This window comes from Nocardia sp. NPDC051570 (assembly GCF_044454005.1).
Classification (GTDB): Bacteria; Actinomycetota; Actinomycetes; order Mycobacteriales; family Mycobacteriaceae; genus Nocardia.
In genome coordinates, this window is the sequence record NZ_JBITDI010000019.1 from 84189 (window position 1) to 110241 (window position 26053).

Annotated in this window: 27 protein-coding genes and 1 other RNA gene; 18 read left to right on the plus strand and 10 right to left on the minus strand. The window is 68.2% G+C overall.

From position 1 onward, the window contains the following. Positions 1–407: 407 nt before the first annotated feature. Positions 408–1217, minus strand: coding sequence for an SPFH domain-containing protein (locus tag ACIA76_RS35425; RefSeq protein ID WP_397158412.1), 810 nt, complete (start codon positions 1215–1217; stop codon positions 408–410). A 450-nt stretch (positions 1218–1667) separates the two neighbouring features. On the opposite strand from ACIA76_RS35425, the gene ACIA76_RS35430 reads away from it, so the two are divergent. The 14 genes from ACIA76_RS35430 (at position 1668) to ACIA76_RS35495 (ending at position 15444) form a co-directional block, all read left to right on the plus strand. Then, on the plus strand, positions 1668–2444 hold the full coding sequence (locus ACIA76_RS35430) for an SDR family NAD(P)-dependent oxidoreductase (protein WP_397158414.1): 777 nt from the start codon (positions 1668–1670) through the stop codon (positions 2442–2444). A gap of 22 nt (positions 2445–2466) precedes the next feature. Next, the gene (locus tag ACIA76_RS35435) at positions 2467–3951 is read left to right on the plus strand and encodes a coproporphyrinogen-III oxidase family protein (RefSeq protein ID WP_397158416.1); all 1485 of its coding nucleotides are present in this window, start codon (positions 2467–2469) and stop codon (positions 3949–3951) included. Beyond that, entirely contained in the window at positions 3944–4378 is a 435-nt protein-coding gene (locus tag ACIA76_RS35440; RefSeq protein WP_397158418.1) for a hypothetical protein, read from the plus strand. The genes ACIA76_RS35435 and ACIA76_RS35440 overlap by 8 nt, the downstream gene beginning before the upstream one ends. A gap of 21 nt (positions 4379–4399) precedes the next feature. Continuing rightward, positions 4400–5950 carry a class I adenylate-forming enzyme family protein gene (locus ACIA76_RS35445; RefSeq protein WP_397158420.1) on the plus strand — a complete coding sequence of 517 codons (1551 nt, stop codon included), beginning with the start codon at positions 4400–4402 and terminating at the stop codon, positions 5948–5950. After that, the gene (locus ACIA76_RS35450) at positions 5947–6891 is read left to right on the plus strand and encodes an SRPBCC family protein (RefSeq protein ID WP_397158422.1); all 945 of its coding nucleotides are present in this window, start codon (positions 5947–5949) and stop codon (positions 6889–6891) included. The genes ACIA76_RS35445 and ACIA76_RS35450 overlap by 4 nt, the downstream gene beginning before the upstream one ends. Then, positions 6888–8024: an alpha/beta hydrolase family protein gene (locus tag ACIA76_RS35455; protein ID WP_397158424.1), complete on the plus strand. Its 1137-nt coding sequence runs from the start codon at positions 6888–6890 to the stop codon at positions 8022–8024. Before ACIA76_RS35450 ends, ACIA76_RS35455 begins: the two co-directional genes overlap by 4 nt. Positions 8025–8032: 8 nt before the next feature. Continuing rightward, a complete protein-coding gene (locus ACIA76_RS35460) occupies positions 8033–9448 on the plus strand; it encodes an MFS transporter (protein ID WP_397158426.1) in 1416 nt (471 codons plus the stop codon). Beyond that, positions 9445–10710, plus strand: a complete 1266-nt coding sequence (locus ACIA76_RS35465; RefSeq protein ID WP_397158428.1) for a beta-ketoacyl-[acyl-carrier-protein] synthase family protein — start codon at positions 9445–9447, stop codon at positions 10708–10710. The genes ACIA76_RS35460 and ACIA76_RS35465 overlap by 4 nt, the downstream gene beginning before the upstream one ends. Next, entirely contained in the window at positions 10707–11957 is a 1251-nt protein-coding gene (locus tag ACIA76_RS35470) for a ketosynthase chain-length factor (RefSeq protein WP_397158430.1), read from the plus strand. The genes ACIA76_RS35465 and ACIA76_RS35470 overlap by 4 nt, the downstream gene beginning before the upstream one ends. Continuing rightward, on the plus strand, positions 11941–12180 hold the full coding sequence (locus ACIA76_RS35475; RefSeq protein WP_397158432.1) for an acyl carrier protein: 240 nt from the start codon (positions 11941–11943) through the stop codon (positions 12178–12180). The genes ACIA76_RS35470 and ACIA76_RS35475 overlap by 17 nt, the downstream gene beginning before the upstream one ends. Continuing rightward, positions 12173–13093 (plus strand): SRPBCC family protein, encoded by a 921-nt coding sequence (locus ACIA76_RS35480; RefSeq protein ID WP_397158434.1) that lies wholly within the window; start codon positions 12173–12175, stop codon positions 13091–13093. The genes ACIA76_RS35475 and ACIA76_RS35480 overlap by 8 nt, the downstream gene beginning before the upstream one ends. Beyond that, complete coding sequence (locus ACIA76_RS35485) at positions 13090–14001, plus strand: MBL fold metallo-hydrolase (protein WP_397158436.1); 912 nt, start codon at positions 13090–13092, stop codon at positions 13999–14001. Before ACIA76_RS35480 ends, ACIA76_RS35485 begins: the two co-directional genes overlap by 4 nt. Positions 14002–14081: 80 nt before the next feature. Continuing rightward, a complete protein-coding gene (locus ACIA76_RS35490; RefSeq protein WP_397158438.1) occupies positions 14082–14516 on the plus strand; it encodes a hypothetical protein in 435 nt (144 codons plus the stop codon). A gap of 1 nt (position 14517) precedes the next feature. After that, on the plus strand, positions 14518–15444 hold the full coding sequence (locus tag ACIA76_RS35495; RefSeq protein WP_397158440.1) for a DNA-3-methyladenine glycosylase family protein: 927 nt from the start codon (positions 14518–14520) through the stop codon (positions 15442–15444). On the opposite strand, the gene ACIA76_RS35500 is transcribed toward ACIA76_RS35495, so the two are convergent. Then, entirely contained in the window at positions 15441–16550 is a 1110-nt protein-coding gene (locus tag ACIA76_RS35500) for a zinc-binding dehydrogenase (RefSeq protein ID WP_397158442.1), read from the minus strand. The two genes, ACIA76_RS35495 and ACIA76_RS35500, sit on opposite strands and share 4 nt — an antisense overlap. An 80-nt stretch (positions 16551–16630) precedes the next feature. Continuing rightward, an RNA gene (rnpB, locus tag ACIA76_RS35505) (RNase P RNA component class A) lies at positions 16631–17037 on the minus strand. Positions 17038–17263: 226 nt separating this feature from the next. On the opposite strand from rnpB, the gene ACIA76_RS35510 reads away from it, so the two are divergent. After that, a complete protein-coding gene (locus ACIA76_RS35510) occupies positions 17264–18151 on the plus strand; it encodes an alpha/beta hydrolase (RefSeq protein ID WP_397158444.1) in 888 nt (295 codons plus the stop codon). Positions 18152–18191: 40 nt separating this feature from the next. Then, complete coding sequence (locus ACIA76_RS35515) at positions 18192–18668, plus strand: GNAT family N-acetyltransferase (RefSeq protein ID WP_397158446.1); 477 nt, start codon at positions 18192–18194, stop codon at positions 18666–18668. Positions 18669–18672: 4 nt separating this feature from the next. Here ACIA76_RS35515 and ACIA76_RS35520 read toward each other — a convergent pair whose 3' ends face one another. Both ACIA76_RS35520 and ACIA76_RS35525 read right to left on the minus strand, forming a co-directional pair. Then, the gene (locus tag ACIA76_RS35520) at positions 18673–19761 is read right to left on the minus strand and encodes a bifunctional RNase H/acid phosphatase (RefSeq protein ID WP_397158563.1); all 1089 of its coding nucleotides are present in this window, start codon (positions 19759–19761) and stop codon (positions 18673–18675) included. Continuing rightward, entirely contained in the window at positions 19761–20498 is a 738-nt protein-coding gene (locus ACIA76_RS35525) for a zinc ribbon domain-containing protein (protein ID WP_397158448.1), read from the minus strand. The genes ACIA76_RS35520 and ACIA76_RS35525 overlap by 1 nt, the downstream gene beginning before the upstream one ends. 180 nt (positions 20499–20678) lie before the next feature. Here ACIA76_RS35525 and ACIA76_RS35530 point away from each other — a divergent pair, with 180 nt between their 5' ends. Further along, on the plus strand, positions 20679–21122 hold the full coding sequence (locus tag ACIA76_RS35530; RefSeq protein ID WP_397158450.1) for an OsmC family protein: 444 nt from the start codon (positions 20679–20681) through the stop codon (positions 21120–21122). Here the strand turns inward: ACIA76_RS35530 and ACIA76_RS35535 are convergent, their stop codons facing one another. The 5 genes from ACIA76_RS35535 to cobC form a co-directional block, all read right to left on the minus strand. After that, a complete protein-coding gene (locus tag ACIA76_RS35535) occupies positions 21123–22253 on the minus strand; it encodes a Nif3-like dinuclear metal center hexameric protein (protein ID WP_397158452.1) in 1131 nt (376 codons plus the stop codon). It lies immediately after the preceding gene. 106 nt (positions 22254–22359) lie between these two features. After that, positions 22360–22554, minus strand: a complete 195-nt coding sequence (locus tag ACIA76_RS35540) for a ferredoxin (protein ID WP_397158454.1) — start codon at positions 22552–22554, stop codon at positions 22360–22362. Positions 22555–22566: 12 nt separating this feature from the next. Further along, positions 22567–23769: a cytochrome P450 gene (locus ACIA76_RS35545; RefSeq protein ID WP_397158456.1), complete on the minus strand. Its 1203-nt coding sequence runs from the start codon at positions 23767–23769 to the stop codon at positions 22567–22569. 79 nt (positions 23770–23848) lie between these two features. Beyond that, a complete protein-coding gene (locus ACIA76_RS35550) occupies positions 23849–24451 on the minus strand; it encodes a TetR/AcrR family transcriptional regulator (RefSeq protein ID WP_397158458.1) in 603 nt (200 codons plus the stop codon). A 27-nt stretch (positions 24452–24478) separates the two neighbouring features. Beyond that, complete coding sequence (gene cobC, locus ACIA76_RS35555) at positions 24479–25528, minus strand: Rv2231c family pyridoxal phosphate-dependent protein CobC (RefSeq protein WP_397158460.1); 1050 nt, start codon at positions 25526–25528, stop codon at positions 24479–24481. A gap of 44 nt (positions 25529–25572) precedes the next feature. Between cobC and ACIA76_RS35560 the strand changes: the two genes are divergently transcribed. Then, complete coding sequence (locus ACIA76_RS35560; RefSeq protein ID WP_397158462.1) at positions 25573–26052, plus strand: low molecular weight protein-tyrosine-phosphatase; 480 nt, start codon at positions 25573–25575, stop codon at positions 26050–26052. Position 26053: the final 1 nt, after the last annotated feature.

Genomic DNA, 26053 nt, shown 5'->3' on the forward strand with positions numbered 1-26053 from the left:
AAACCGCATGAATCCCCGGCGCGTCGATCCGCAGCGATCCCCCCGCGGTCCGCGAACGCGGCCACCTCGCAGCCAACTCTGCCAATTCCACCCGGAAACACCTGGCACATACGACCGTTTTCCACTGTGCCTGCGGGATTCCCGGCCCGCTGTTACTGTGACCGATGTCCTTGGGGCCGGTCGGTCCCGACCTCATCATGCGCATGTCGAGAAACAAGGGAGTTCCGCACCGTATGTCGACGATCGTCTACGACTACCTGCTGCCGCTGCTCGGCCCCGAACAGGCCGCCTACTGGGCTCAGATTCTCGTCATCAACCCGGTGGGCTGATACGGCCCGACAGGCCAGGGCCGGCCGCGGACCGGCCCCAGAGGCGGCACTCGATCTCGAGTGCCGCCCTTCGTCTTTCTAGGACGGCTCGGTCCGATCGATCGGCGGCTGTCCCGCCTCGGGTGCGGGAGCCGCCCGCTCCAGGAAACGCAGCAGTTCCACTGGGAACGGCAGGATCAGCGTCGAATTCCGTTCCGCCGCAACCTCGACCACGGTTTGCAGCAGGCGCAGTTGCAGGGCCGCCGGGGCGGCGGCCATGGTGGCGCCGGCGTCGGCGAGTTTCTGGGAGGCCTGTAGTTCGCCCTCGGCGGTGATGATGCGGGCCCGGCGTTCCCGTTCGGCCTCGGCCTGGCGCGACATCGATCGCTTCAACGCCTCCGGCAGGGCCACATCCTTGATCTCGACCCGATCGATGTGGATGCCCCACGCCAGCGCCGGGCTGTCGATCATGAGCTCGAGGCCCTTGTTCAACTGTTCGCGGTTGGACAGCAGATCATCGAGTTCGCTCTTGCCGATGATCGATCGCAGCGAGGTCTGCGCCACCTGGGCCACGGCGAACACATAGTCCTGCACCTCGACCACCGCCTGCACCGGATCGACGACCCGGAAGTACACCACCGCGTCGACCCGCACGGTGACGTTGTCGCGGGTGATCCCCTCCTGCGCGGGCACCGGCATGGTGACGATCCGCATCGGCACCTTGCGCATCCTGTCCACGAACGGAATCAGCAGCCGCAGGCCCGGATCCCGCACCCCCCGCACCCGCCCGAACCGGAATACCAGCCCGCGCTCGAACTGTTCGACCACCCGCAGGCCGGTGCCCATGGCGATCCCGCCCAGCACCACCCCCGCGCCGACGAGACTGCCCACGATCGCTACCAGGTCCATACCGCACCGCCATGCGAAATGCCCGGCACGCCAGAGAAACCGGGCTGTCCATCGATCATGGCACCGCGAGGACGCGGGGGCGAGTGGATCACGCCGGTGACAATCGGGGCAACAATTCCTACCCCTTGGTTACCGGACGAAAAACCATGGCAGTCGGTACTTTATTTTAATACGAATCGGCCGTTCAGCATTTCTAGACCTGAGAACTTGGGGGGTTGACTCCCCCTCGGCACACACATACCCTAACTGCAGGGTTGGGGCCTGTGAATCACCGGGATTCTCTGAGTTAGAAGGCGTGGGGGATTACTTCCAATTTCGACTATCAGCGTGCCGTAGCCGACGGCTTTCCTTCCGATCGAGAATTCCCGCGTGCGCTGCAAATCAGGAAACTCGACCTAGGATAAGGCCGCGACCGCGGCGTGAACAACCATTGCCCTAGAGAGATTAGATATGAATACGGCGTTGGTGACCGGAGGCTCCGGATCCATCGGTTTCGCGATCTCCGACCAACTGGCCTCGGACGGTTTCGACGTGATTCTGCTAGGCAGATCGGCGGATCCGCTCGACAGCGTCAAAAGCAAGCTCCAGGCGGAGCATCCCGGCCGATCCATCACGGTGGAGATATGCGACGTGCGGCACCCGCATGCCGTCCGAGAACTGTTCGAATCGCTGACGTCTCGCGACATCGAACTCGACATCCTGGTGAACTGCGCCGGAATATCAGGTGGCGGTTACACGGCGGAGATATCGGACGAACTCTGGGACGACGTCATCGCCACCAATCTCAACGGCACCTTCTACGTCATTCGTGATCTGCTCCGCTTCTCCCGGATGGGCGAGGGCGGCAGGATCATCAACATCGCCTCGACCGGCGGTAAACAGGGTGTCATCCATGCCGTCCCCTACTCGGCGTCCAAACACGGCGTCGTGGGCCTGACCAAGGCCCTCGGACTCGAGTTGGCGCGCAATGGATCCGGCATCACGGTGAATGCGGTCTGCCCCGGTTTCGTCGAATCCGATATGGCCGAGCGCGTGCGCGAGCACTACGCGTCGATCTGGGGAACCACCGTCGACGAGGCCCGCCGGCGCATCGAGGAGCGCGTGCCACTCGGCCGCTACATCGCACCCGACGAGGTCGCCGCCATGGTCTCCTACCTGGCATCTCCCCGCGCCGCGGGTGTCACGGCCCAGGCATTGAACGTCTGCGGCGGACTCGGCAACTACTGACATTCACGAAAGGCGACACCGCATGACCACCACCGAACTGCAACCGACGGAAACCGGCGATCCCTACCCCAACAAGTGCTATCTGCCATTCATTCTCTACCCGCCCGGCATGCACCGCATCGATAGCGGCCGAGAATGGCTCGAACAGCATATCGATATGCAGCAGGACGGTGTCGATTTCGTCCTCTACATCGGCATCCCATTCTGCCGCACTCGCTGCAAATCGTGCCCGTACTTCGCGAGCCTGCTCTCCGAGAACGACTCGCGCGGCCGGGAGGAACGGTATGTCGATGCGCTGATCATCGATATGAAGCGATGGGCCGCATATCCGAAGTTCGCCCAGGGCCTGATCCGCAACATCTACATCGGCGGCGGCACCGGAAGCATTCTCAAGACGGCCAATCTGAAGCGGATCGTGGACACCGTCTTCGAGGTGTTCACCGTGGCCGAGGACGCCGAGTTCACCCTCGAGGGCAACGCGCGCGATTACGACGACGAGAAGATCGACTACGTCGTGCAATCCAAGATCAACCGAATCAGTCTGGGCGTGCAGTCCTTTCAGCCGGAGGTTCTCGGCATCATCGGTTCACCGCACGCCGCCGACGACAGCGCGCGGGTGATCCGAGCATTCCAGGCACGCGGCTTCACCAATATCCAGCTCGACCTCATGTTCAACATGCCCGGGCATACGCTCGATGTCTGGCATCGCGATCTGGAAACGCTGAACGAGCTGAACGTTCCGCATTTCACCATCTATCTGTATCGAATCCACAAGGACACGATCCAGGACAAGCTCATCGTCAAGGGCAAGATCCCCCGCCCGGACGCCCCGGAGAGCCCGATGGTGAAGGCCATGTATCGAGAGGCGGTGGATATCGCCGAGAGCATGGGTTACCGCATGTATATGGTCGACCATTTCTGCCGGCCCGGCCACGAGAACCTGTACAACCATTACAACTGGAAGGTCTATATCGATACCCTCGCGATCGGCCCGGGTTCCTACAGCTACTTCGACGGTTACCGGCTCGGCACCGAGGCCGATCCGGAGAAGTACATGGAGCGGGTGGAGAATGGCGACCTGCTGATCAGCTCGATCACCGACCAGATGTCGCCGCGGGTGCAGCGGGAACGCTATGTGATCTTCGCGCTGCTGTACTACGAGATCGAATACGAGTTCTACCGCAGCAAGTTCGGCACCTCGTTCCTCGACGACTTCGCCCCCGAACTCGCCCGGCTCGAACGCAAGGGGTTGATCGAGCTCACCGACGACCGGATGACGCTGACCAAGCTCGGCCTCATCTGGCATACCAACGTGATCCTGGAGTTCTTCAACGAGAAGTTCTGGCACGACGAGGAATCCCTGCGCCAGCCCAACTGGTCGCTCAACGGGGTGATGGTCGAGGTCGGGGCGCATGAGCGCGCCTACTGGCTCGGCGAGGACGACATGCTGTCCTATCCGCCGATCACCGGCGGGCCCGCCGAGGCCGAGGCGGCCGACCATGGCTGAGCGGCAACGCTTCCTCGCCGCGACCACCGCCACCGTCGTCGCCACGCGCGGAAACGTGTGGGCCCTGTGGGCGGACGTCAACGGATGGACCTCGTGGAATTCGGGCGTCAAGGCGAGCCGGTTGAACGGGAACTTCAAGACCGGCAGCACATTCGATCTGACCCTGCAGGACGGCCTGACGGCGGTCGGCACGATCACCGAGATCTCCCAGGGCGAGGGATTCACCGACGAGACGCCCATGACCTTCGGGCTGATCCGTAACGACCATCGGATGCGGATGTTCGGCGATCTCGTCGTCATCACGCATCGGGTGGAGGCCGACGTCGAGGCCGAGGCCGTCGCCGAATTCGGCACCGGAATCTGGCCGACGATGCAGGCGTCGCTGTCGGAATCGCTGGCCGAACTCGTCGATCTCGCCGCCGATTAGCCCCGACGTGACAGGAATCGGATGAAACTCGTATCGATGCTGGCGGACGCCGGGGCGGACGACGCGTTCACCGTCATCGACGGGCCGCGCCGCCACAGCCGCCGGGATCTGGTCGCCGCCACGGCGTCGGGGGCACAGCGGCTGCGGGCGGCGGGTCTGGGTCCCGGCCGGCGCGTGCTGGCACTGCTGGATCAGGACTGGCGCGGGCTGGTCTTCCTCGCGGCCGCGAGCGCGGTCGGTGTCAAGGTGCTCATGCCCTACAACCTGACCCGGGCGGCCGCGCCGGAGTGGGCGCGGCTGATCACCGCCGCACTGCCCGAATGCGTCGTCACCACGCGCGAGGTCGGCGAATCGGTGCGGGCGGCGCTCGCCGCCGAACACGTTCCGCTGCTGGATCTTTCGGCTACCACCGGCATCGAGGGCACGGATCCGGCTGTGCTGCTGCGGGAATCGGCCGATCCGGTCGACGAATTCCTCGTGCTGTTCTCGAGCGGTACGACCGGACCGGCGAAGGCCATCTGCGTCTCCGAGGACCTGGTGTGCCGCCGGATACACGCCGCCACAGCGCAATTGCGCTTCGGCCCGGCGGCGCGCGCCTTCATGTCGGGGTTGATCAACAACACGACCGGGGTGATCTTCGGATTCGGCGCGATGCTGCACGGCTCGACGCTCGTCTATCCGCCCGACCGTCGCGTCGAGACCTGGCCCGCGGCGGTCGCCGCGCATGCGGCGACCCACATCATGCTCCGCCCGGCCGCGATGCGCCGATTCGTGGATACGGCCGTCGCGGACGGTACCGATCTCGGCTGTCTCGAGGTGATCGCCTACGGGGCGGCGCCATTGCCCCGCCGATTGCTCGAACAGGCCCGGGCCCGCACCGACTGCCAGTGGGTCCAGGGCTACGGCCTGAGCGAGACCTTCGGACCGTTCTGCTGGCTGGACGAGACCGGCCACGCCGAGGGGCGCTACCGCGCGGGCGTCTACTGCGTCGGCCGCCCGGACGACACGGTGGATATCCGGCTCGAATCCACGCCCGAATACCCATATCCCAAGGGGGAGATCCTGATTCGCTCGGACCGGATCATGCGGGGATACTACGATCCGGCCGCGGGCCTGGCCCGGCCCCTCGGCGAATGGTTTCCCACCGGCGATATCGGCGAGTGGGCACCGAGCGGAGATCTGTTGCTGAAGGGCCGGATTCAAGCGGCCATCCTCAGCGAGAACGGCCATCGCGTCCACCCGGAGGAGACGGAGGCGGCCCTCGCCACGCTCGACGGTATCGACGAGATCGCCGTGGTCGGTCTGCGCGAGAGCGATGGCGTCACCGAACGCGTGGTCGCGGCGATCCGCGGACCGCTGCTGTCGCATTCGGCCACCGAGATTCGCGATCGAGTGCGAGCCGGTCTGCTCGGCGTGCTCAGCGAGGAGCTGTGGCCGGATCTGCTGTCTCCCCACCCCGACCCGCTACCGGTCAATGTCGGCGACAAGGTGGATCGCCACCGCATCGTCGAATGCCTCGACCCGACCCTGCTCATTGCCTTGGCACTACCTGTGGAAGCGAACCGATCGTGACTGTCGAACTGTCGCACAACATCGTCTGCCCGGCCCCGGCCGAGCGGGTGTACGCACTGCTCACCGATCCGGCCGGATGGCCCGAGATCCTCACCCCGTGCCAGGCCGTGCTGGTGCGGTCCGCGACCGCGACCACACAGACCGTCGAGATGACGATGGCCGCCGGACCCGAGACCGTGACCTGGGTGTCCGAGCGGGAACTGCGGCCCGAGTTCTACGGTGTGGAAGAGGTGCAGCGGCGGCCGATGCCGCTGGTCGAGCGGATCCACACGAGCTGGCGGGTGGTGGGGCTGAACAAGTTCGCCTGCGTCCTGCTCGCCGAGCACACCGTAGAGCTCACCGACGACAACCCCGAGGCGGCCGACCGGCTGCGCGCCATGATCCACCGCAACGTCGCCGTCGCCCTGGCCGACTACCGGGCGGCCGCGCATCGGCACATGACGCCGTTATCGCAAGACGCCATGCCCGACAACAGGATTCGGCACACCGTGTGGTGCGAGTCCGACGCCGACGCGGTCTACCGCATCGTCTGCGATACCAGCGCCTGGCCCCAGCTGTTCGAGGCCTGCGTCGACGTCGACATCCTGCGGATCGACGGCGAGACCACGGATGTCCGGGTGTGGGCGATGCAGGACGGGCGCCGCGTCAGCTGGGACACCAGGCGCACCCACCATCCCGATCTGCGTCGAGTCGACTATCAGCTCCTGGTTCCGATGCCGTTCGTGGCGGAGATGGCCGGGCAATGGCGAGTGATCGCGGTGGCACCCGACCGCTGTCTGCTGGTGGTCGACCGCTGGTGGTCGATGCTCGACGATGTCACCGGAATTCGAGACGGTATCGACACAGTCTCGCAGGCAGCGCATGTCGTCCGGTCGTACGTCGACACCAATGCCGGGGCGGAGATGCGCGTGATCGCCGACAGAGTCGCGGTGGCTCGATGACCGCTGTCGTCCGCAGGCCGCCGCGCATTCCGGTCGAGGTCTTCGAGGCGGGCGGATACTTCCTGCCGCGGTTGATGTTCCTGAACTCCCGGATCGCTCCGCAGATTCACTGGGGAGACGTCACGACCGCGCTCGACGGCTTCCCGGGCGATGATCTCGATCTCTCCTCGGCGGAATTCTGGCGGGAATGGTTGCGGCGCTGGGTGATCGTGGCCGAGACCTATGTCGAGACGGCCGAGGAGTCGACCACCGCGGCCGGTCGGAGCGCGGCGTGGCGCAGCGCGGCGGCCTGCTATCACTGGGCCGAGTTCATGTACTTCGACGATCGCGATCTCAAACGGTCGCTGCGGCAGTCGGTCCGCCGCTGCTTCGAGCGCGGCATGGCGGGCGCGGGGCAGCCGCTGACCACCGCGGTCGCGCGGCTCGCCGACGATACGACCATCCCGGTGTGGATTCTGTTGCCTCCCGGTACATCTCGCCGCCCCTACCCCTGCGTGCTGGTCGGCAACGGCCTCGACTCGATCACCGAGGTGGAACCGCTGGCCCTCGCCGAGACCTATCTGGCGCGAGGTCTCGCGGTGGCGCTGTTCGAGGGCCCCGGACAGGGTCTGAACCTCGGTCACACGCCGCTGCGGGTGGATATCGCCGAGATCGTCGGCGCCGTCGTCGATCTCGTCCGCTCCCATCCGGGGATCGCGGCCGAGCGCCTGGGCTACGCGGGTATCAGCTTCGGCGGTTATCACGCGTTGCGCGTGGCTCAGCAGCGGCCGGACGACTTCGCATGCGTCCTGAACTTCTCCGGCGGCCCCCGGGTCGCGCCGTTCCGGGGACTGCCGCGACGGCTGAAGGACGACTTCCGGTTCGCGTTCGGGCGGGCCCCGGACGCCGATCTCACCGAGTTCCTTCGGGATTCGGCGCTCGATACCGCACTGATCCCGGATACCCGGGTGCTCAGCGTGCACGGCGCGCTCGACGACATCTTCCCCGTCGCCGAGATCCGCGCGCTCGACGAGCGATGGGCGGGGCGGCACGAATCGCTGGTGTACGAGTCCGAGGCGCACGTATGCCTCAACCGGATCGCACAGGCCGCGGGCCGCGCCGCCGACTGGATGCACGCCCGCCTGATCGAATGAGGAGCCCTATGACAACGTCGGACCGGACGCCCCCGGCGGTGGCGAAGCGCACGTGGATCATCGCGGCGACGATCGTGTTGGGCGCGTTCATGACTCAGCTCGACTCCGCGCTGGTGAACATCGGACTGGCGACCGTCAGCGCCGATCTGGGTACCACGCTGACCACCGCCCAGTGGATCGTCAGCGGCTATCTGCTCGGCCTCGCCGTCGGCCTGCCCGCCTGCTCGTGGCTGTGCCGCCGCTTCGGCGCCGGGCGAGTCTGGATGGGTGCCCTCGTGGCGTTCACGCTCGTCTCGGCGGCCTGCGCGGCCGCGCCCGATATCGAAGCGCTCATCGCCGGCCGGTGCCTGCAGGGACTGGCGGGCGGCATTCTGCTGCCCGCGGGGCAGACGGTCATCGCGATGGTGGCGGGCCGGAATGCCATGGGGCGGGTCATGAGTGTGGTCGGGTCGGCGCTGGTGCTGGCACCCGCGCTCGGGCCGATCGTCGGCAGCACCATGCTCGCGCATCTGAGCTGGCCGTGGTTGTTCCTGGTCAATCTGCCGGTCGGTGCGATCGCCATCGCGATCGGACTGCGGGTGGTGCCGCCGGGTGAGCGCAGTGCGGGGGCCCGGTTCGACGCGTTCGGATTCGTGCTGATCGGTCTGGCCCTGCCGTTGATCGCCTTCGCGATCGATCGGATCGGCAAGCCGGGGTCCGGCCAGGTGGTCCTCGTCGCCGTCCCGCTGCTGCTGGGTCTGGCGCTGACCGTCGTATTCCTGCGCAGGCCCGCGGCCCAGGGCCGGTTGATCGATCTCACGGTCGCCTCGACCCCGGCATTCCGCGCCGCCGCGCTCGTCAGCCTGCTCGTCGGTGTGGTGCAGTTCGGCTCGCTCGTCGCGTGGCCGTTGTATCTGCAGATCGTCGCCGGGCAGGGCCTGGTCGCCTCGGGGGTGACGATGATCGGATTCGCGCTGGGGTCGGCGATGCTGATCGTGTCCGGGCGGCTGACCGACCGGATCGGCGGCGGGCCGGTCTGTGTGGCCGGCACGGCGATTCTCGCGGTGAGTTTCCTTCCCCGCGTGCTCAGTTCGACCGGCGGATCCGTCGTGGTCTCGGAGATCTGCCTGATCGTGCTCGGGATCGGCTCGGCGCTGTCGGTCGTGCCCGCGTCCACCGCCGCCTATGTCGCGGTGCGGCCGCCGCAGATGCCCGATGCCGTCACGGTGATCAACGTGCTGCTGCGCGTGGGCGGCGTGCTCGGCGCCTCCCTCGTCGTGGTCGTCATCGGCGGCCAGGCCATTCACGGATTTCACGATCCCGGCCGATTCCAGGCCGTATTCCTGATGCTCGCCGTCGTCTCCGCGGCCGCCTGCGCGTGCTCGCTGCTGCTCACCCGGGCCGCCCGAACCGTATCCGCTCTACCGAAAACGACTGTGCAATGAGAATTCCCGTCATTACCGGAATCGGGGTGCGCGCTCCCGGGAGCACCGACCGCGCCGGGTTCTGGAAGATGCTGATCGACGGCAAACCGGTGTTTCGCACCATCGAGTACTTCGATCCGGCACCCTTTCGATCCAGAATCGCGGCGCACTGCGATTTCGATCCGGCCGCCGAGGGACTGACCCCGCGCGAGATCCGGCGAATGGATCGCGCGACGCAATTCGCCGTCGCCGCCGCCCGGGAGGCGGTCGCCGATTCGGGACTGGACTTCGCCGCGACCGATCCGCATCGGGTCGGGGTGAGCCTGGGCAGCGCGACGGCCGCCGCCACCAGTTTGGAACGGGAGTATCTCGTCCTGTCCGACAGCGGCCGCGAATGGGATGTCGACGAGGAACACCTGTCCCCCTACATGTTCGACTACCTCTGCCCCGCCGCCATGCCCGCGGAGGTGGCCTGGGCCGTGCACGCGCAGGGACCGGTGACACTGGTATCCGACGGCTGCACCTCCGGAATCGACGCCGTCAGCACGGGCGCGGACATGATCCGGCTGGGCCGGGCCGATATCGTTGTCGCGGGCGCGGCCGAGACCCCGATCACCCCGATCGTGCTGGCCAGCTTCGACGCCATCAGAGCGACCACGCCGCACAACGATCCACCCGAGGCCGCCTCGCGGCCGTTCGACGCCGACCGGGCGGGTTTCGTGCTCGCGGAGGGCGCCGCGATCCTCGTCATCGAGGATCTCGCGGCGGCCCGGGCCCGCGGCGCGACGATCTACGCCGCGATCGGCGGGTACGCGACCAGACTGAACGCGTATCACATGACCGGGCTACGGCCCGACGGCCGGGAGATGGCCGAGGCGATCCGCCGGGCCCTCGACAGCGCGCGGGTCGATCCGACCGCGGTGCAGTACATCAACGCGCACGGCTCCGGCACCAAACAGAACGATCGCCACGAAACCGCCGCGTACAAGCGCAGTCTCGGTGAGCACGCCTATCGGGTGCCGATCAGTTCGATCAAATCGATGATCGGGCATTCGCTGGGCGCGATCGGCTCGATCGAGCTGGCGGCCTCGGCGCTGGCCATTCACACTGGCTGTGTCCCGCCGACGGCGAACCTCGATACTCCCGATCCGGAATGCGATCTGGACTACGTCCCGCACACCGCGCGGGAGCAGACCGTCGATATCGCGCTCAGCGTGGGCAGCGGCTTCGGCGGATTCCAGAGCGCGATGGTGTTGCGGTCGGTCGAAGGCCTGTGCGCATGAGCGTTGTCCTCACCGGCATCGGCATCGTCTGTCCGAGCGGCATCGGCATCGACGAGTACTGGAGCCGAATCCTGGACGGCCGCCACGGTATTCGCCGGATCGACGAGGGGACGCGGCGCTACTCCAGCTCCCTGGCGGGCCGGATCGACGGATTCGACGCCGGGCGCTGGGTGTCGAATCGGTTGCTGCATCAGACCGATATCTCGACCCGGTTCGCGCTGGCCGCGGCGCAGCTGGCGCTCGACGATTCGGGGATCGACCTCGACGCCGTCGCCGATTTCGACAAGGGCGTCATCACCTCCAACGCCACGGGCGGATTCGAGTTCACCCACCGCGAGTTCCGCAAGCTCTGGACCGAGGGGGCGGACGCGGTCAGCGTGTACGAATCCTTCGCCTGGTTCTATGCCGTCAACACCGGCCAGGTCTCGATCAGGCACGGAATGCGCGGGCCCGGAACGGTTCTGGTCGCCGAGCAGGCCGGCGGTCTGGACGCGATCGGGCGGGCACGCGATGTGGTGCGGCAGGGCACACCGCTGGTCCTGTGCGGTGGCGTCGACTCCTCGATGGATCCGTGGGGATGGGTATCGCATATCGCTGGTGGACGGCTGACCCGCGCCACCGATCCGGACCGCGCCTATCGGCCGTTCTCTCCCGACGCCGACGGATACGTTCCCGGGGAGGGCGGCGCCCTGCTGGTGCTCGAGGACGGCGATGCGGCCGCGGCGCGCGATGCCGCACACCGGTACGCCGTTATCGCCGGTCACGCGTCCACCTTCGATGCTGTCGACGAGCAGGGCGGCTCATCCGGTCTGGTCCGTGCGATCGGCAACGCGCTCGCCGACGCCGAACTCGTGCCGGAGGACGTGGACGCGATCTTCGCCGACGCGGCCGGTGTGCCCGAGCTCGACCGCAGCGAGGCCGATGCCCTCGTCGAGGTCTTCGGTACATGCGGTCCGCCGGTCACCGCCCCGAAGAGCGGTACGGGCCGGCTCTACAGCGGCGGCGGCCCGCTCGATGTGGCCACCGCGGCGCTGAGCATGCGGCACGGTGTGCTGCCACCCACCCTGGGCACCACGGTGATTCGGGGCGACTGCGCGGTCGATCTGGTGCTCGGGGCACCGCGCCCGGTGCGGATCCGCGTCGCGCTCGTCCTCGCCCGGGGCCGGCTCGGCTTCAACTCCGCCCTGGTCCTCACGCGAGGATCATCCACCGATATCCGAAAGGGCAATCATGGCAACGATCACTGAATCCGACGTCCTGGCCGCGCTCATCGCCTCGGCCGGCGAACCCGAATCGGAGGTGCCCGCCGAGGGCCTGCTCGACACGACCTTCGAGGAGCTCGGCTACGACTCGCTGGCCCTGATCGACAGCGTGTCCCGGCTCGAAAAGCGGTTCGCCGTCAAGATTCCCGACCATCTCGTGGCCGACTGCCGGACGTTTCGCGAACTGATCGAGCGGGCGAATGGCTGAGCCGCATTCGATCCGGTGCGAGGCCGCGCCGGAGACGGTCTACCGGATCGTCGCCGATGTCACCCTCTGGCCCGTCGTCTTCGGCCCGACCGTCGCCGTCGATGTGCTGAGCCGAGATGTGCGCGGTCCGCTTGTCGCCGAATCGTTCCGGATCGTCGCGCTGGTCGACGATGAGGTGCGCGCCTGGACCTCGCGACGGGATCTGGACGCGACGGCGCGCACGATCGCGTTCCGCCAGGAGCACACGCGCGCGCCGGTCGAATCCATGGCGGGCACCTGGTCGTTCCACCCCGAGCCCGGTGGCACCCGGGTCGAGCTGCGCCACGACTATCGGCTCACCGATGATCGGCCCGAGAACCACGCCTGGCTGCGGGCGGCGCTGGACGCCAATTCCGCGCGGGAACTCGGCGCGCTCACCGAGATCTGCGCGGCGGCGGTGCCCGTCGACGATCTGATCGTGCGCTGCACCGACAGCGTGCGGGTCGACGATATCGACCGCGCCTATCGCGCCATCGACGACGCCGCGGCCTGGCCGGACCTGCTCCCCCATGTGCACGAGGTCGCGCTGACCGAACCCGAACCCGGCATTCAGGATCTGCGGATGAGCGTGCGGACCATCGACGGCGCCGAGCATCGGACCCGATCGATCCGGCTCTGCACGGCCGGACAACGGATCCGCTACAAGCAGCTCCGCACCCCCGCCGGACTGGCCGGGCACAGCGGCAGTTGGGAATTCGACCGGGACACCTCGACCGTGACCAGCAGCCACGTGGCCCTGCTGGCGCCGGGAACCGTGACCGACCGCGAGCAGGCGGCGCGGTTGCGGGCGAGCTCCGGCGCCGCGCTGAGCGCGAACAGCCGGGCCACGCTGGCCGCACTCACCGGCGCCGGGGTGGCGGGACACCGACCATGACGGCGCCGCTGGGGTGGATGCGGTCGATCGGCGACGAGATCTACGCCTACCTCCAGCCCGACGGTGGCTGGTGCCTCAACAACGTCGGCATCGTCGTCGGGTCCGATCTCACGGTGATGATCGATACCGCGGCGACCGAACGGCGCACGCGCGCACTGCTCGCCGAGGTCCAGGCCCTCGCGCCGGACCTGCCACGGGTCGTGGTCAACACCCACTTCCACGGCGACCACACCCTCGGTAACGCGTTTCTCGACAGCGGCACACGGGTTTTCGCACATGTCGGGATGCGGGCACTGATGGCGGAGACCGGGCTGGCCATCACCGAGTTGTGGCCCGAGGTCGAGTGGGGAGCGGTCCGCGTCCGGCTTCCGGATGTGGAGGTATCGGATTTCGCTGTCCTGCATACCGGTTCGCATCGGATCGAGCTGCGGCATATCGGCGTCTCGCATACCGACCACGATCTGGTGGCGTGGTTGCCCGAGCAGAGCGTGCTGTTCGCCGGTGATCAGGTGATGTCGGGCTGCACACCGTTTCTGCTGTTCGGATCGGTCGTCGGTGGCCTCGAGGTGCTGGAGGTCCTGCGGGACCTGCGGCCGCGGGTGGTCGTGCCCGGCCATGGGACGGTCACCGGGGCCCGGGTCATCGACGACAACATCACCTATCTCGAGTGGATCCTCGCACTCGCCGAACTGGCGATTCTCCACGGCCGCAGCCCACTTCGAGTGGTCGGCGAAGCCGGTCCGGGACCGTTCCCGGACTGGATCGACGCCGAGCGGCATGTGGCGAACGTGCATCGGGCGATGGCCGACCTGCGCGGCGTACCCGGTGGCACGCCGCTCGACCTCGCCGGTGTGATGGCGGATATGGCCACGGCGTGTCCCCATAGGCGAGTCCGAAGTAGGGCCTGAATCCGCGCCGAATTGTCAGACGCCTCTAGTAGATTTCGCGGCGGGGTCACCGCCGCGAAAAGCAGCAATCCAAGGAGATCATGATGTGGAAGACCGAATACAGCGCTACCACCGATCTGCCCGTCCGGGCCGTGTGGAATGCCCTGCGCGATGTGCATACCGGCGTGGTGGCCAGCGGCGGGGGTGACGTGTTCGAGATTCACGGCCCGTACGAGCTGGGTACCGAGCTGTCGGTGACGCCGCAGGGGCAGGAGACGTTCCGGTCGGTCATCGTCGAATTGGTCGAGGACCAAACCTATGCCGACCGTACGGAATTCAACGGTCTCGAGCTCACGTTCCGGCATCGATTCCAGCCCGGCGGCGATGGCCTCACCGTCACGCACGAGCTGATCATCGACGGTCCCGGGGTCGATGAGATCGGGCCGGAACTCGGCCCGCAGATCAGCGCCGATTTCCCGGACGCGATGAAATCGCTGTTCGATATCGCCTCCCGCCCGCAGTCGGCCCCGGCCTGATATGACAGACGCTCGCGCATCCGATGTTTCGCGCGCACCACGCATCGACACCCAGCTGGGGAGGATCGCCGTGCGCGGGCGATTCTCCCTCGCCGAATCGATCGACTTCGGCTTCGGCGCGCGCCGAGCCGAGGCCGGTGAGCAGACGATGCGCCTGGCGTTCGTCACCGACGGCTACGACGAGCATGCCGCGGTGGCGGTCACGCAACGAGCCGCCGACGATATCCGCGTCGATATCGTCGCGGCCCCCGATGCCGAACGGGTGCTCCGCCAGGTCGCGCGCATGTTGTCCATCGATGTCGACGGCACCGGCTGGGACGGACTCGGCCACGACGATCGGCTCATCCGGACCCTGCAGGCCGCCCGGCCGGGTCTGCGGCCCCCGTTGTTCCACTCCGCGTACGAGGCCACCGCGTGGGCCGTCCTGTCCGCCCGCCGACCGGCGGCGGCGATGGGCGCGCTGCGCGACCGGCTCTCGCAGGCGCACGGTGCGAGCTTCGAGATCGCCGGAAAGACGTTGCACGCCTTCCCCACTCCCGAGCAACTGCTGCGGGTCGGCTCGTTTCCGGGACTGCCGGAGGAGAAACTGACCCGATTGCACGAGGTGGCGCGGTGGGCCCTGGAGGGCAGGCTGGACACCGACCGGCTGCGCGCGCTCGATCCCGACGAATGCCTGCGAACGCTGCAGGGCATCAAGGGGATCGGGCCCTTCTACAGCATGCTGGTGGTGGTGCGGGCGCTCGGCCACACCGACGTCCTGGCCGAGGGTGAGCCACGCCTGCTCGAGACCCTCGGACGCCTACTCGGCGAGCCGGGCCCGGCCACGCAGAAGGAGCTGGAGCGCCTCGCGCAGGCCTGGCGCCCTTGGCGAACGTGGGCCACGGTCGCCATCCGTGCCGCCGGACCGCGCGTCGCCGGTCCGAGTTAGCTCGGCGCGGCGGCGAATCCGGCCTGCTCGGGAGCGAGCAGCTCGTCGGTGTCCAGCTCGGGCAGGATGAGGATCTTGACCTGTTCGGTCGCGCCGTCGCGGGGCCGCAGCGCCTCGAAAGCCGCACGGGCTCCGGCCAATCCGGTATAGGCGGTCACCATCTGCGCCGGATCGTAGCGGCCCTCGCGCAGATGTTGGTACGCACGCCACACACCCTCGTAGCGGGTCTCGCCGTACACCGGCCCGCAGACGAACTTCAGCGTGAGGTTGTTGACCACCGCGGTCATCGAGCGGATCGGCTCCGGCTCGGCATTCGCGCCCACGACACTGATCACCGTATGCGGCGGCACCGTGGCGATCAGCTCCGACAGCAGCCGCGCGCCCGAGGCCTCGACCACATACAGCCGCCGGCCCTTCCCGGCCAGCCCCCGCCACACCTCGACCGGATCGGCCGTGCGCGGATCGATCACGGTATGCGCGCCGTAGACCAGTGCGATCGCGCGGCGCTTCGCGGACGGATCGGACACCACGATCGGATTCGCCCCGCGCGCGGCCAGTTCCACCACCGCACCCAGTCCGATCGGCCCCGCGCCGATCACCAGCGCGCCCTCCCCCGCCGAGATCCCGGTCTGGCGAACGCCGTTGGTTCCGGTCGCGATCGGCTCCAGCGTCGCGGCCAGCACCGGATCCACACCCGAGGTCAGCGGCACATGCATACCCGCGCCGACGATCGTCTCGGTACTCATCCCGCCGGGATAGTCGTTGGCATAGCCGACGCAGCGCACCACGCCCGCGGCGTCGGCGACCCACGGCAGCACGAAAAGCCGCTGCCCGACCGCGTATTCGCCCACCCCCGGCCCGAGTTCGGTGACCTCGGCGGTGAATTCATGACCGAAGACCAGCGGGCGCTCGGCGTCGAAGAGGAAGGTGTCCTGCCTGGCCTCCCGATTGGCGGCCAGGAATTCCCCGGTATGCGCCCAGGCCGACAGGTCTCCCCCGCAGATGCCGTTGGCGATCGGGCGCACTCGGATCTGCCGGGCCGCCAGCTCGGGCAGCGGGAACTCGCCGACGGTGAACTCTCCCTGGTGATAGATCGAAGCGCGCATCCGATCGACGTTAGGGCCGCCGTGCGGCCCGCGGCCGGAACAGTCCCACCGACCGGACAGCGGCGGTCCGTGGAGGTGTGAAGACGAGTCGGTCTGTAAGCCGGATCCTGTCCCGGTCGAGACCGGGGGCGGCCATCCATCTGGGTGCACCGTTGCCGGGCACCTCGAGCGGTCCACCCGCAGGCTCGGGCGAGCAGCCCTCGGACACCTGCGCAGCCGCACTCCGGGGAGTGCGGCCTTCGACCTTGCTCCGGGCGGGGTTTACCGAGCCGCCCCGGTCACCCGGGGCGCTGGTGCGCTCTTACCGCACCGTTTCACCCTTACCGGCGTTGTGCACGCCGGCGGTCTGCTTTCTGTGGCACTGTCCCGCGGGTCACCCCGGGTTGCCGTTAACAACCGCCCTGCTCTGTGGAGTCCGGACTTTCCTCGGCGATAGGCAGCGACACATTGTGTCCGTTCCTACCGACGCGGCCGCCCGACCGACTCGTCTGTGTTTATTATGCCGCTCCTTCGTCGCGGCAAGTTCGCGGCCCCCTGAGGCTCGTCGTTTCGGGGCCGCTGCTTGCTCCTTCGTCGCTTACGCAGCGACCCCGAAACGACGAGCCGGGCCGCGAACCTCTCGGGGTCCGGTATGCCGGAATCTGTCCGGATCGGGGCGAGACCATGGGATCCAGGTCAGCGGTGCGGGCGGTGAACCAGTACCGTAATTCGCCATGGAGCGTGTCGAGGTGGGGTTCCCGTCGGGAAGCGATCAGTGTGCTGCATGGCTGTATCTGCCGGACGGGCCGCCCAAGCCGAGGCCGCTGGTCATCATGGGGCACGGTCTGGGAGCCAACCGGGAGATGGGGCTGGACCGGTACGCGCGTCGATTCGCCGCCGCGGGAATGGGTGTGCTGGCGTTCGACTATCGGGGTTTCGGCGCCAGCGGTGGCACACCCCGGCAGATGATCAATATCGCCCGCCAGCGCGACGACTGGCGCGCGGCGATCACCTTCGGGCGCACCCTCAAGGGCTTCGACGCCACCCGAATCGCGCTGTGGGGCAGTTCGTTCGGCGGTGGACATGTGCTGTCGATCGCGCACGAGGACGACTATCTCGCCGCGGTCGTCGCGCAGTGCCCGTTCACCAGCGGTCGCGCCTCGACACTGGCGAAGGGCCCGATCGGCATCGCCAAATCCGGCACCCTGGCGATGACCGATCTGCTCATCGGACCGATCCGGCGCAAGCCGATCGGCGCGCGCCTGGCCGGGCGCAGACATTCGGCCGCGCTGATGGGCGCCTCGGATGTGCCGGAAGGTTACGGCCGCCTCGCCGAGGACAGCGAGAGCTATCAGCCGAAGGTGGCCGCCCGCTTCGGCCTGTCGGTGATGTTCGATTCGCCGTGGCGGCGCACCAAGGCCATCAAGGTGCCGGTGCTGTATCAGGTATGCGACAACGATTCCGTCGCCCCGATCGGCCCGACGCTCAAGGCCGCCGAACGCACCAAACACGCTCTGGTCAAGCGCTACCCGATCGGGCACTTCGATATCTACTTCGACGACTGGTTCGAGAAGGCCGTCTACGACCAAATCGATTTCCTGGTCTCGGTGCTGCGCCCATAACCGGTTGCCCTCCCCACCGGATCCAGGCAGCATCGGCGGGATGCGAGTGCGGCAACTGGGCGACGACGATTGGCAAGCGGCACGCGATATCCGGCTCGCCGCACTGGCCACCTCCCCGCCCGGCACCTTCGGGTCGACCTACGAGGAGGCGTCGACCTGGGACGATCAGCGCTGGCGCCAATGGTATTCGACGAGGAAGACCTTCTTCATCGTGGAATCGCAGACCACCCCCCTCGGCTGCGCCGGACTCCTGTTCGAGAACCTGGGCCCGGTCCTGGTCTCGGTCTGGGTAACCCCCACCGCCCGCGGCACCGGCGCATCGGACCTGCTCCTCGAATGGATCGCCCGCTGGGTACGCGCCCGCGGACACGCACAACTGCGACTGTGGGTGATGGAGGGCAACACCCCCGCCGAAAAGCTCTACCGCAGACAGGGTTTCCTGCCCACCGGCCGTCGGCAACTGATCTCCCCGCACAGCCCGAACGTCGAAAACGAGATGGTGCGGGAACTGCGCTGACCGCTTACAGATAAGACGTTTCGTTCACCAATCGCACCGAGGATCCCCCATCGGGATAGAACTCCGCGATCGACAGTGATGCCAGATCCAGATGCAGCCGGTACAGCAGGCTGGGGCCCACGCCCAATGCCAGTTGCAGCAGGGTTTTGATCGGGGTCACGTGGCTGACGACCAGCACGTTCTGGTCGGGGTACAGGCCCACCAGATCTCGGCGGACGGACTCGACGCGCTCGCGGACCTGGTCGAAGCTCTCGCCGTGCGGGGCGGGGAGGGAAGGGTCGCCCAGCCAGCGGGCGTGCAGGGCCGGATCTCGTTGGGCCGCTTCGGGGAAGGTGAGGCCCTCCCAGTCGCCGAAGTCGGTTTCGATGAGGCCGTTGAGAACTCGTACGGGGATGTCGGCGGCCTGGGCCACGGCCTCGGCGGTTTCGCGGGCCCGATCCAGGGGGGAGGTCACCACCGCGGCGATATCGCCCTTGGCGGCAAGGTACTTCGCCGCGCGGGCCGCCTGTTCGCGGCCCAGGGCGGTCAGCGGTGGGTTGCCCCGGCCCGAATATCGGCGCTGGACCGACAGTTCCGTCTGGCCGTGCCGCAGCAGTAGCAGGCGAGTGGGTCGCCCGAGAGCGCCGGTCCAGCCGGGAGCCGTTGTCGCGGGAGCGGTTACCGGCTCGGCCTCGCGCACCTCATCGATCACCTTCGCATCGTCCATCGCCTCGTTGGCGAGCCGATCGGCGTAGGAGTTCTCCTTACGCGGAATCCATTGGAACCGAACGCGATCGAAGCCCGCCACCAGTCGCCGCGCGCGGTCGGCCAGCGGAATCATGGCCTCGTGCTTGACCTGCCAGCGGCCCGACATCTGCTCGACGACCAGTTTGGAGTCCATGCGGACCTCGACCTCGCGCGCGCCGAGTTCGGCGGCGGCCTCCAAACCCGCGATCAGGCCGCGGTATTCGGCCACGTTGTTGGTCGCGATGCCGAGCGCCTGCTTGCGCTCGGCCAGCACCTGCGCGCGATCGGCGTCCCACACCACCGCGCCGTAACCGGCGGGGCCGGGATTGCCGCGGGAGCCGCCATCGGCCTCGACGACGACCAGCATCACAGCCCGGATTGCTTGGTGCGCACCATGATCGCGCCGCATTCGGGGCAGCGCGCGACGATCTGGGGTGCGGTCTTGGCGATGCGGGCGATCTCGCCACGGTCCAGTTCGATGCGGCAGGCGCCGCAGCGGCGGGCCTGCAGCAGGGCCGCCCCGACCCCGCGCTCGGCGCGCTGCTTGTCGTAGACGGCGAGCAGTTCGTCCGGGAACGCGGTGATCAGTCCGTCGCGGTCGCTCGCGCAGCGCTGACTCGCGACGGCCAGATCCGCGAGCACCTCGTCGCGGCGGCGCAGGGCGTCGGTCAGATCCTCCTCGGCCTTGCTCAGGTTGGCGCCGGCGTGCTGATGATCGGCCACGGCCGCCTCGCGGCGCTCCATCACCTCGAGCAGATCATCCTCGAGCACCGAGCGGCGACGCTCCAGGCTGGCCAGCTCGTGCTGCAGCTCCGAGAGCTGCTTGGCCCCGACGCTGCCGCCGTCGAGCATGCCCCGGTCGCGCTGCTCCCGCTTGCGGACGCCGTCGATCTCGGTCTCGAGCTTGCGGATGTCGCGGTCGAGGTCGTCGATCAGGATCTCGACCTTCACCGCCGCATCCTTACGGGTGGTGCGCTCCTCCTCGAGGCGCTGCACCTCCTGCTGCTCGGGCAACACCTTGCGGCGGTGCTCGATGCGCGTCAGTTCGGCGTCGACAGCGGCAAGGTCGAGCAGCTTGGCCTGGATCGATGGTTCGACATTCAACGCGGGACTAACTCCTCGACACTGTGGACTTCTCGGACGCCCGGTCGGACGCCCAGCACGGACCCTCAACCGTACCCCGCCCGCGCCGAGTCGCGGCCCAACCCCACCTCATTGCTCCCCGATCGATCGGGCCCGTTATTCGGCGGCGGCCGAAAGCGACTCCGTGGCAGGCTCATTGACATGCACAGCTACGAGGTCGAGACCGTATGGACCGGAGCGACCACCGGCTATCGGGCCTATTCCCGCAACCACGAGGTACACGCACCGGGCCGCCCACCGCTGCCCGCCAGCGCCGACCCGATCATCGGCCGCGGTGATCCGGACCACTGGAATCCGGAGCTGCTGCTGGTCGCCGCCCTGTCCGAATGCCACATGCTCTGGTACCTCCATCTGTGCACCGCGGCCGGGATCGTGGTGACCGAGTACCGCGACCCGGCGACGGGCGCGATGGACGACGAGCGCTTCCATCGCGTGGTGCTGCGCCCGCGGGTGACCATCACCGATCCGTCCCGCATCGACGACGCCCGCGCCCTGCACGCCGACGCGCATAAGCGCTGTTTCATCGCCAATTCGATGAACTTCCCCGTCGAGCACGAGCCCGATATCCGCGCCGAGGCGGGCTGATCACTCGTCGAGGGCGCCGAGGGTCCACGGGTCGGTGCGGATCGTGGACACCCGGGTCTCCAAGTCGGGCAGCGCCTTTCGCACGATCTGCTCCGCCTGCCCGCACCACGGGAATTCGGTGGCCCAGTGCGCGGCGTCGATGAGCGCCGGACCGCCCGCGCGCAGATGTTCGTCGACCGGATGGTGGCGCAGATCGGCGGTGACGTAGGCGTCGACGCCCAGCCGGGTCACCGTGGTGAGGAAGGAATCGCCCGCGCCACCGCAGACGGCGACCGTGCGGATCATCCGGTCCGGATCGCCGGCGGCCCGCACTCCCCACGCGGTGCCGGGCAGTCCCGCGCGGACCCGGGAGGTGAAGGCGCGCAACGTCTCCGGCCGCGTCAGCTCCCCGATCCGGCCCAGCCCGAGGCCCGACGGCAGCCCCGCCCGCTCGGTCACATGGAATGCCGGATCCTCATACGGATGGGCGGCGCGCAGCGCGGCCAGCACCGCGGCCCGCCGTGACGGCGGGGCCACCACCTCGACGGTGTCCTGGTCGACGAGCTCGAGCTCGCCGACCACACCGGCCGCCGGACGCGCGCCCGGCATCGGGCGGAACTGCCCGACACTCGCCGCGCGCGAGGCGCATTCGCGATAACGGTCGTTCCCGCCCGCACCCGCCTCGAACAGCGCCGCGAGCACCGCGTCGGTCTGCGAGCGCGGCACCTGCACGGTCCATTCGTCCACCGGCGCGGCCGGTTTCGGATCCAGCGGCCCGGTCACCGTCAGCCCCACCGCGCGGGCCAGCGCATCGGAGACGCCCGGATCGGCGGAATCGGCATTGGTATGCGCCGTGAACAGCGCGCAGCCGTTGCGGATCAGCCGATGGACCAGCGCACCCTTGGGCGTGCTCGCGGCCACCGAATCCACTCCGCGCAGCAACAGCGGATGATGCACCACCACAACCTGTGCGCCCCAGGCGATCGCCTCGTCCACCACCGCCGCGGTCGCATCCACCGCGAACAGCACCCGGCCGACCGGCTCCCCCGCGTCCCCGCACACCAGCCCCACCGAATCCCACGACTCGGCCAACCGGGGCGGATAGGCCTCCTCCAGCACTCCGACCACCTCTGCGACCGTCACGCCCGCCACCGCCGACCTCCTCCACCTCGCACCCACACCGACCCTACGAAGCTACCGCCTCGGCCCCGATCGACCACCGGTCCCCGGGGCCGAGTTCGGCATCAGCATCCGATCACTACTCGCCCAGCTCGATCGCCAGCGCGGGACATACCCGGGCGGCCTGGCGCACCGCATCGTGCAGTTCGGCCGGCGGATGATCCAGCAGCAGCACCACGACGCCGTCCTCGTCGCGCTGGTCGAACACCTCCGGCGCGAGCAGTACGCACTGGCCCGCACTCACACACTTGTCTTGATCCACAACAACTTTCATGACACTCGATCCTCACCAGGTGATGGGAAGGGCATGGACGCCGTAGACGACCATGTCATGTTTGAATTGCACATCCGCGAACGGAATCGCCAGCCGCAGCGTCGGTATCCGCCGATACAGCGTGCCGTAGACGACCTGCAGTTCCATCCGGGCCAGCGGCTGGCCCAGGCACTGATGCACGCCGTAGCCGAACGCCACGTGATGGCGCGCCTCCCGGTGGATGTCGAGACGATCCGGATCCGGAAATGCGGTGTCGTCCCGGTTGGCGGCCTCGGTGGCCAGCACGACGCCCTCGCCCGCGCGAATCGTCCGCCCGCCGATCTCGACATCCTCGGTGGCCACCCGGCGACGGCCGCCGTGCACGATGGTCAGATACCGCAGCAGTTCTTCGACGGCGTCGGCAATCAGCTTGGGGTCGTGGGTATCTCGCAGTTCGGCCAGTTGATCGGGATGTTCCAGCAGCGCCAGCGTGCCGAGCCCGATCATGTTCGCGGTCGTCTCGTGCCCGGCGATCAGCATCAGCAGGCTCATATCCACGATCTCGTCGACGATGAGTTCACCGGCGGCGAGCTGTCCGGTGATCAACCGGCCGATCATGTCGTCGGTGGGCGAGTTCCGCTTGACCGCAATGAGATCCCGCAGATACGCGCGCAGCTCGTCGCTGACGGCCAGCGCCTCGTCGACGGGGGTCTCCCGCGAGATGAGCTTCTTACTGCACGCCTGGAAGAACTCGTGATCGGCATACGGCACGCCGAGCAGCCGGCAGATCACCATCGACGGCACCGGCAGCGCGAACGCGGTCACCAGATCCGCCGGTTTCGGCCCGGCGAGCAGGTCGTCGATCAGCTCGTCGACGATCTGCTGCACTCGCGGCCGCATCTCCTCGACCCGTTTGATCATGAAGTTGCGGGTGAGCATCTTGCGGTGCCAGGCGTGTTCGGGATCGTCCATCGCGATGAAGGCGCGGGTGCCGCTCATGCGGCGCGCCGCGATCGCGGCGGATTGATGCGGATAGCCGTCCTTGTACGGGTCGGCGCTGAACCGCTGATCGGCCAGGACGGCGCGCAGATCGTCGTAGCCGGTGATCAGCCACGGCGTCTCGCCGTTCCAAATGTTCACCCGGCCAACGGAATCCACCTCGCGCAGCTGCGGCGGCGGATCGAACGGGCGACCAGCGGCCCGGATCATGGGGTAGGAGGGAAGGGTTTCGGTCATCGTGACCCCCAGGAGTTACTAAACGAACGTTCACTAACTCCATCCAGAGTAGGTCCGAATGGTTCCCCAAGGCAACGATTTACTCGATCACGAGTGAGATGAGCTGGTCGACGAACTCCATGATCGCCTCGGCCTGCGCGGCATCACCCCTGCTGTGCCACAACGCGACTCGGCCGTGCGCGCCGACGAAGACGATCACTGCGGCCTGTTCGGCCGAGACCCGCAGCCGCGCGCCCGTCCGCTCGTAGCACTCGAACAGGGTGACCACCTGCCGCACGACATCCACCAGCGGACCCGACCGCGCGGACGGCGCGGGCCGGTTGTCGATCATCAACCGGTAGTGGCCCGAATTGTCCAGTGCGAACCGGCAATACGCCTTCATCCGCGCCCGCACCCGATCCAGCGGCGCCTCCGGCGGGCACTGCGCCTCGGCCGCGTCCATCGCGGCCGCCAGCTGCTGGTAGTCGTAGGCGATCAGGCCGTCCACGAGGGCGGCCTTATCGCTGAAGTGCTGATAGATGCTGGCCGGGGAGATACCGGCCGCCCGGGCCACGCCGCGGATCGTCAGGCCCTGCTCACCACCGAGCTCGGACAGCAGCCGCGCGGCCGCCTCCAGGATCTCCACCCGCAACCGATCGCCCTGGCCCCACGGATTGCGTGCTCGCTGCGAAGCTTCGGTCACCGGGGCACTGTAACGGTTACCGCGCGCTCACAGGCCGGACGACCGGATCGCCGCGACGAGCCGGTCGACCTCGGCGGCCCCACGCACGGCCAGCCGCAGATGATCGGGCCCCAGCCCCGGAAACGTATCGCAGCGCCGGACCGCGATCGCCTTGTCTGCCAATCGTTTGCGGAGCAGTTCCCCGTCGGGCACCCGAATCAGCACGAACGGGCCGTGCGCCGGTTCGCAGACCTCGATGCCGAGCCCGCGCAGCCGCTCGATCATCACCGCGCGTTCGGCGGCGATATCGACCGCCCGCGAACGGGATTCGCCGAGCGCGGCCGGATCGGCGGTCGCGGCGATGGCCTCCAGCTGCAGCGTGCCGAGCGGCCAGTGGGCGCGACCGTGCGACAGCCGCGTCAGCAGTGCGGGCGGGCCCAGCAGATAGCCGCAGCGCAAGCCGGCCAGCGCCCAGGTCTTGGTGAGGCTGCGCAGCACCAGCACATCCGGAAGGCTCTGGGCGGCAACCGATTGCGGTTCGCCGGGAATCGCGTCGGCGAAGGCCTCGTCGATCACCACGATCCGGCCCGGCCGCCGCAGGGCGTACAGGGTTTCGGCCGGATGCAGGACCGAGGTCGGGTTGGTCGGATTGCCGAGGACCACCAGATCGGCCTCGGCGGGCACCAACGCCGGATCCAGCGCGTACGGCGGCTCGAGCAGCACCCGCGCCACCGCGACCCCGGCCTCCCGCAGCGCCAGTTCGGGTTCGGTGAACGACGGATGCACCACCGCCGCGAGCCGCGGCGCCAGCCGTGGGAGCATGGCGAACCCCTCGGCGCCGCCGCCGAGCAGCAGCACCTCCTCCGGCGCCCGCCCGTGCCGCGCCGCGACCGCCGCCCGCGCGGCCGATTCGTCGGCGGCCGACGGATATCGGCCCAGCTCGCCCAGCCGCGCGGCCAGCCGCTCCCGCAACCAGTCCGGCGGCCCGCTGCCCTGCACGTTCACCGCGAAATCCAGCATCCCGGGCGAGACGTCGACATCCCCGTGATGCCGTAGCCTGTCTCGATCGGCAGCGGGCAGGGCGGTGGACTCGGGCACAACCATCCACCCTACGTGGGCGCCCCGCTCGGGCACCGGACAGAATGGCTGTCGTGGGCGAGCTGCACGTGACCTTCATCTGCACCGGCAACATCTGCCGGTCGCCGATGGCCGAGAAGATCTTCGCCGCGCATCTGGAGCGGGCCGGGCTGGCCGACCGGGTGCGGGTGAGCAGTGCCGGGACGACCTCGTGGCATATCGGATCCGATGCCGACCCGCGGACCACCGCGGTGCTGCGCAGGCACGGCTATCCGATCGGTCATATCGCGGCGAAGGTCGGTGCGGATCATCTCGACGCCGATCTGCTGGTGGGGATGGACGGTAAACACGACCGCTATCTCGCCCGCCTGGACGTCCCGCGCGAGCGCCGGCGACTGCTACGCAGTTTCGATCCCGACGCCGACGGTCCGGACGTCCCGGATCCGTACTACGGCGGCGTCGCCGATTTCGAACTGGTCCGCGAGCAGATCGAGGCGGCCATGCCCGCCCTGCTCGACTGGGTCCGCGAGCAGCTGCCGCGATGAA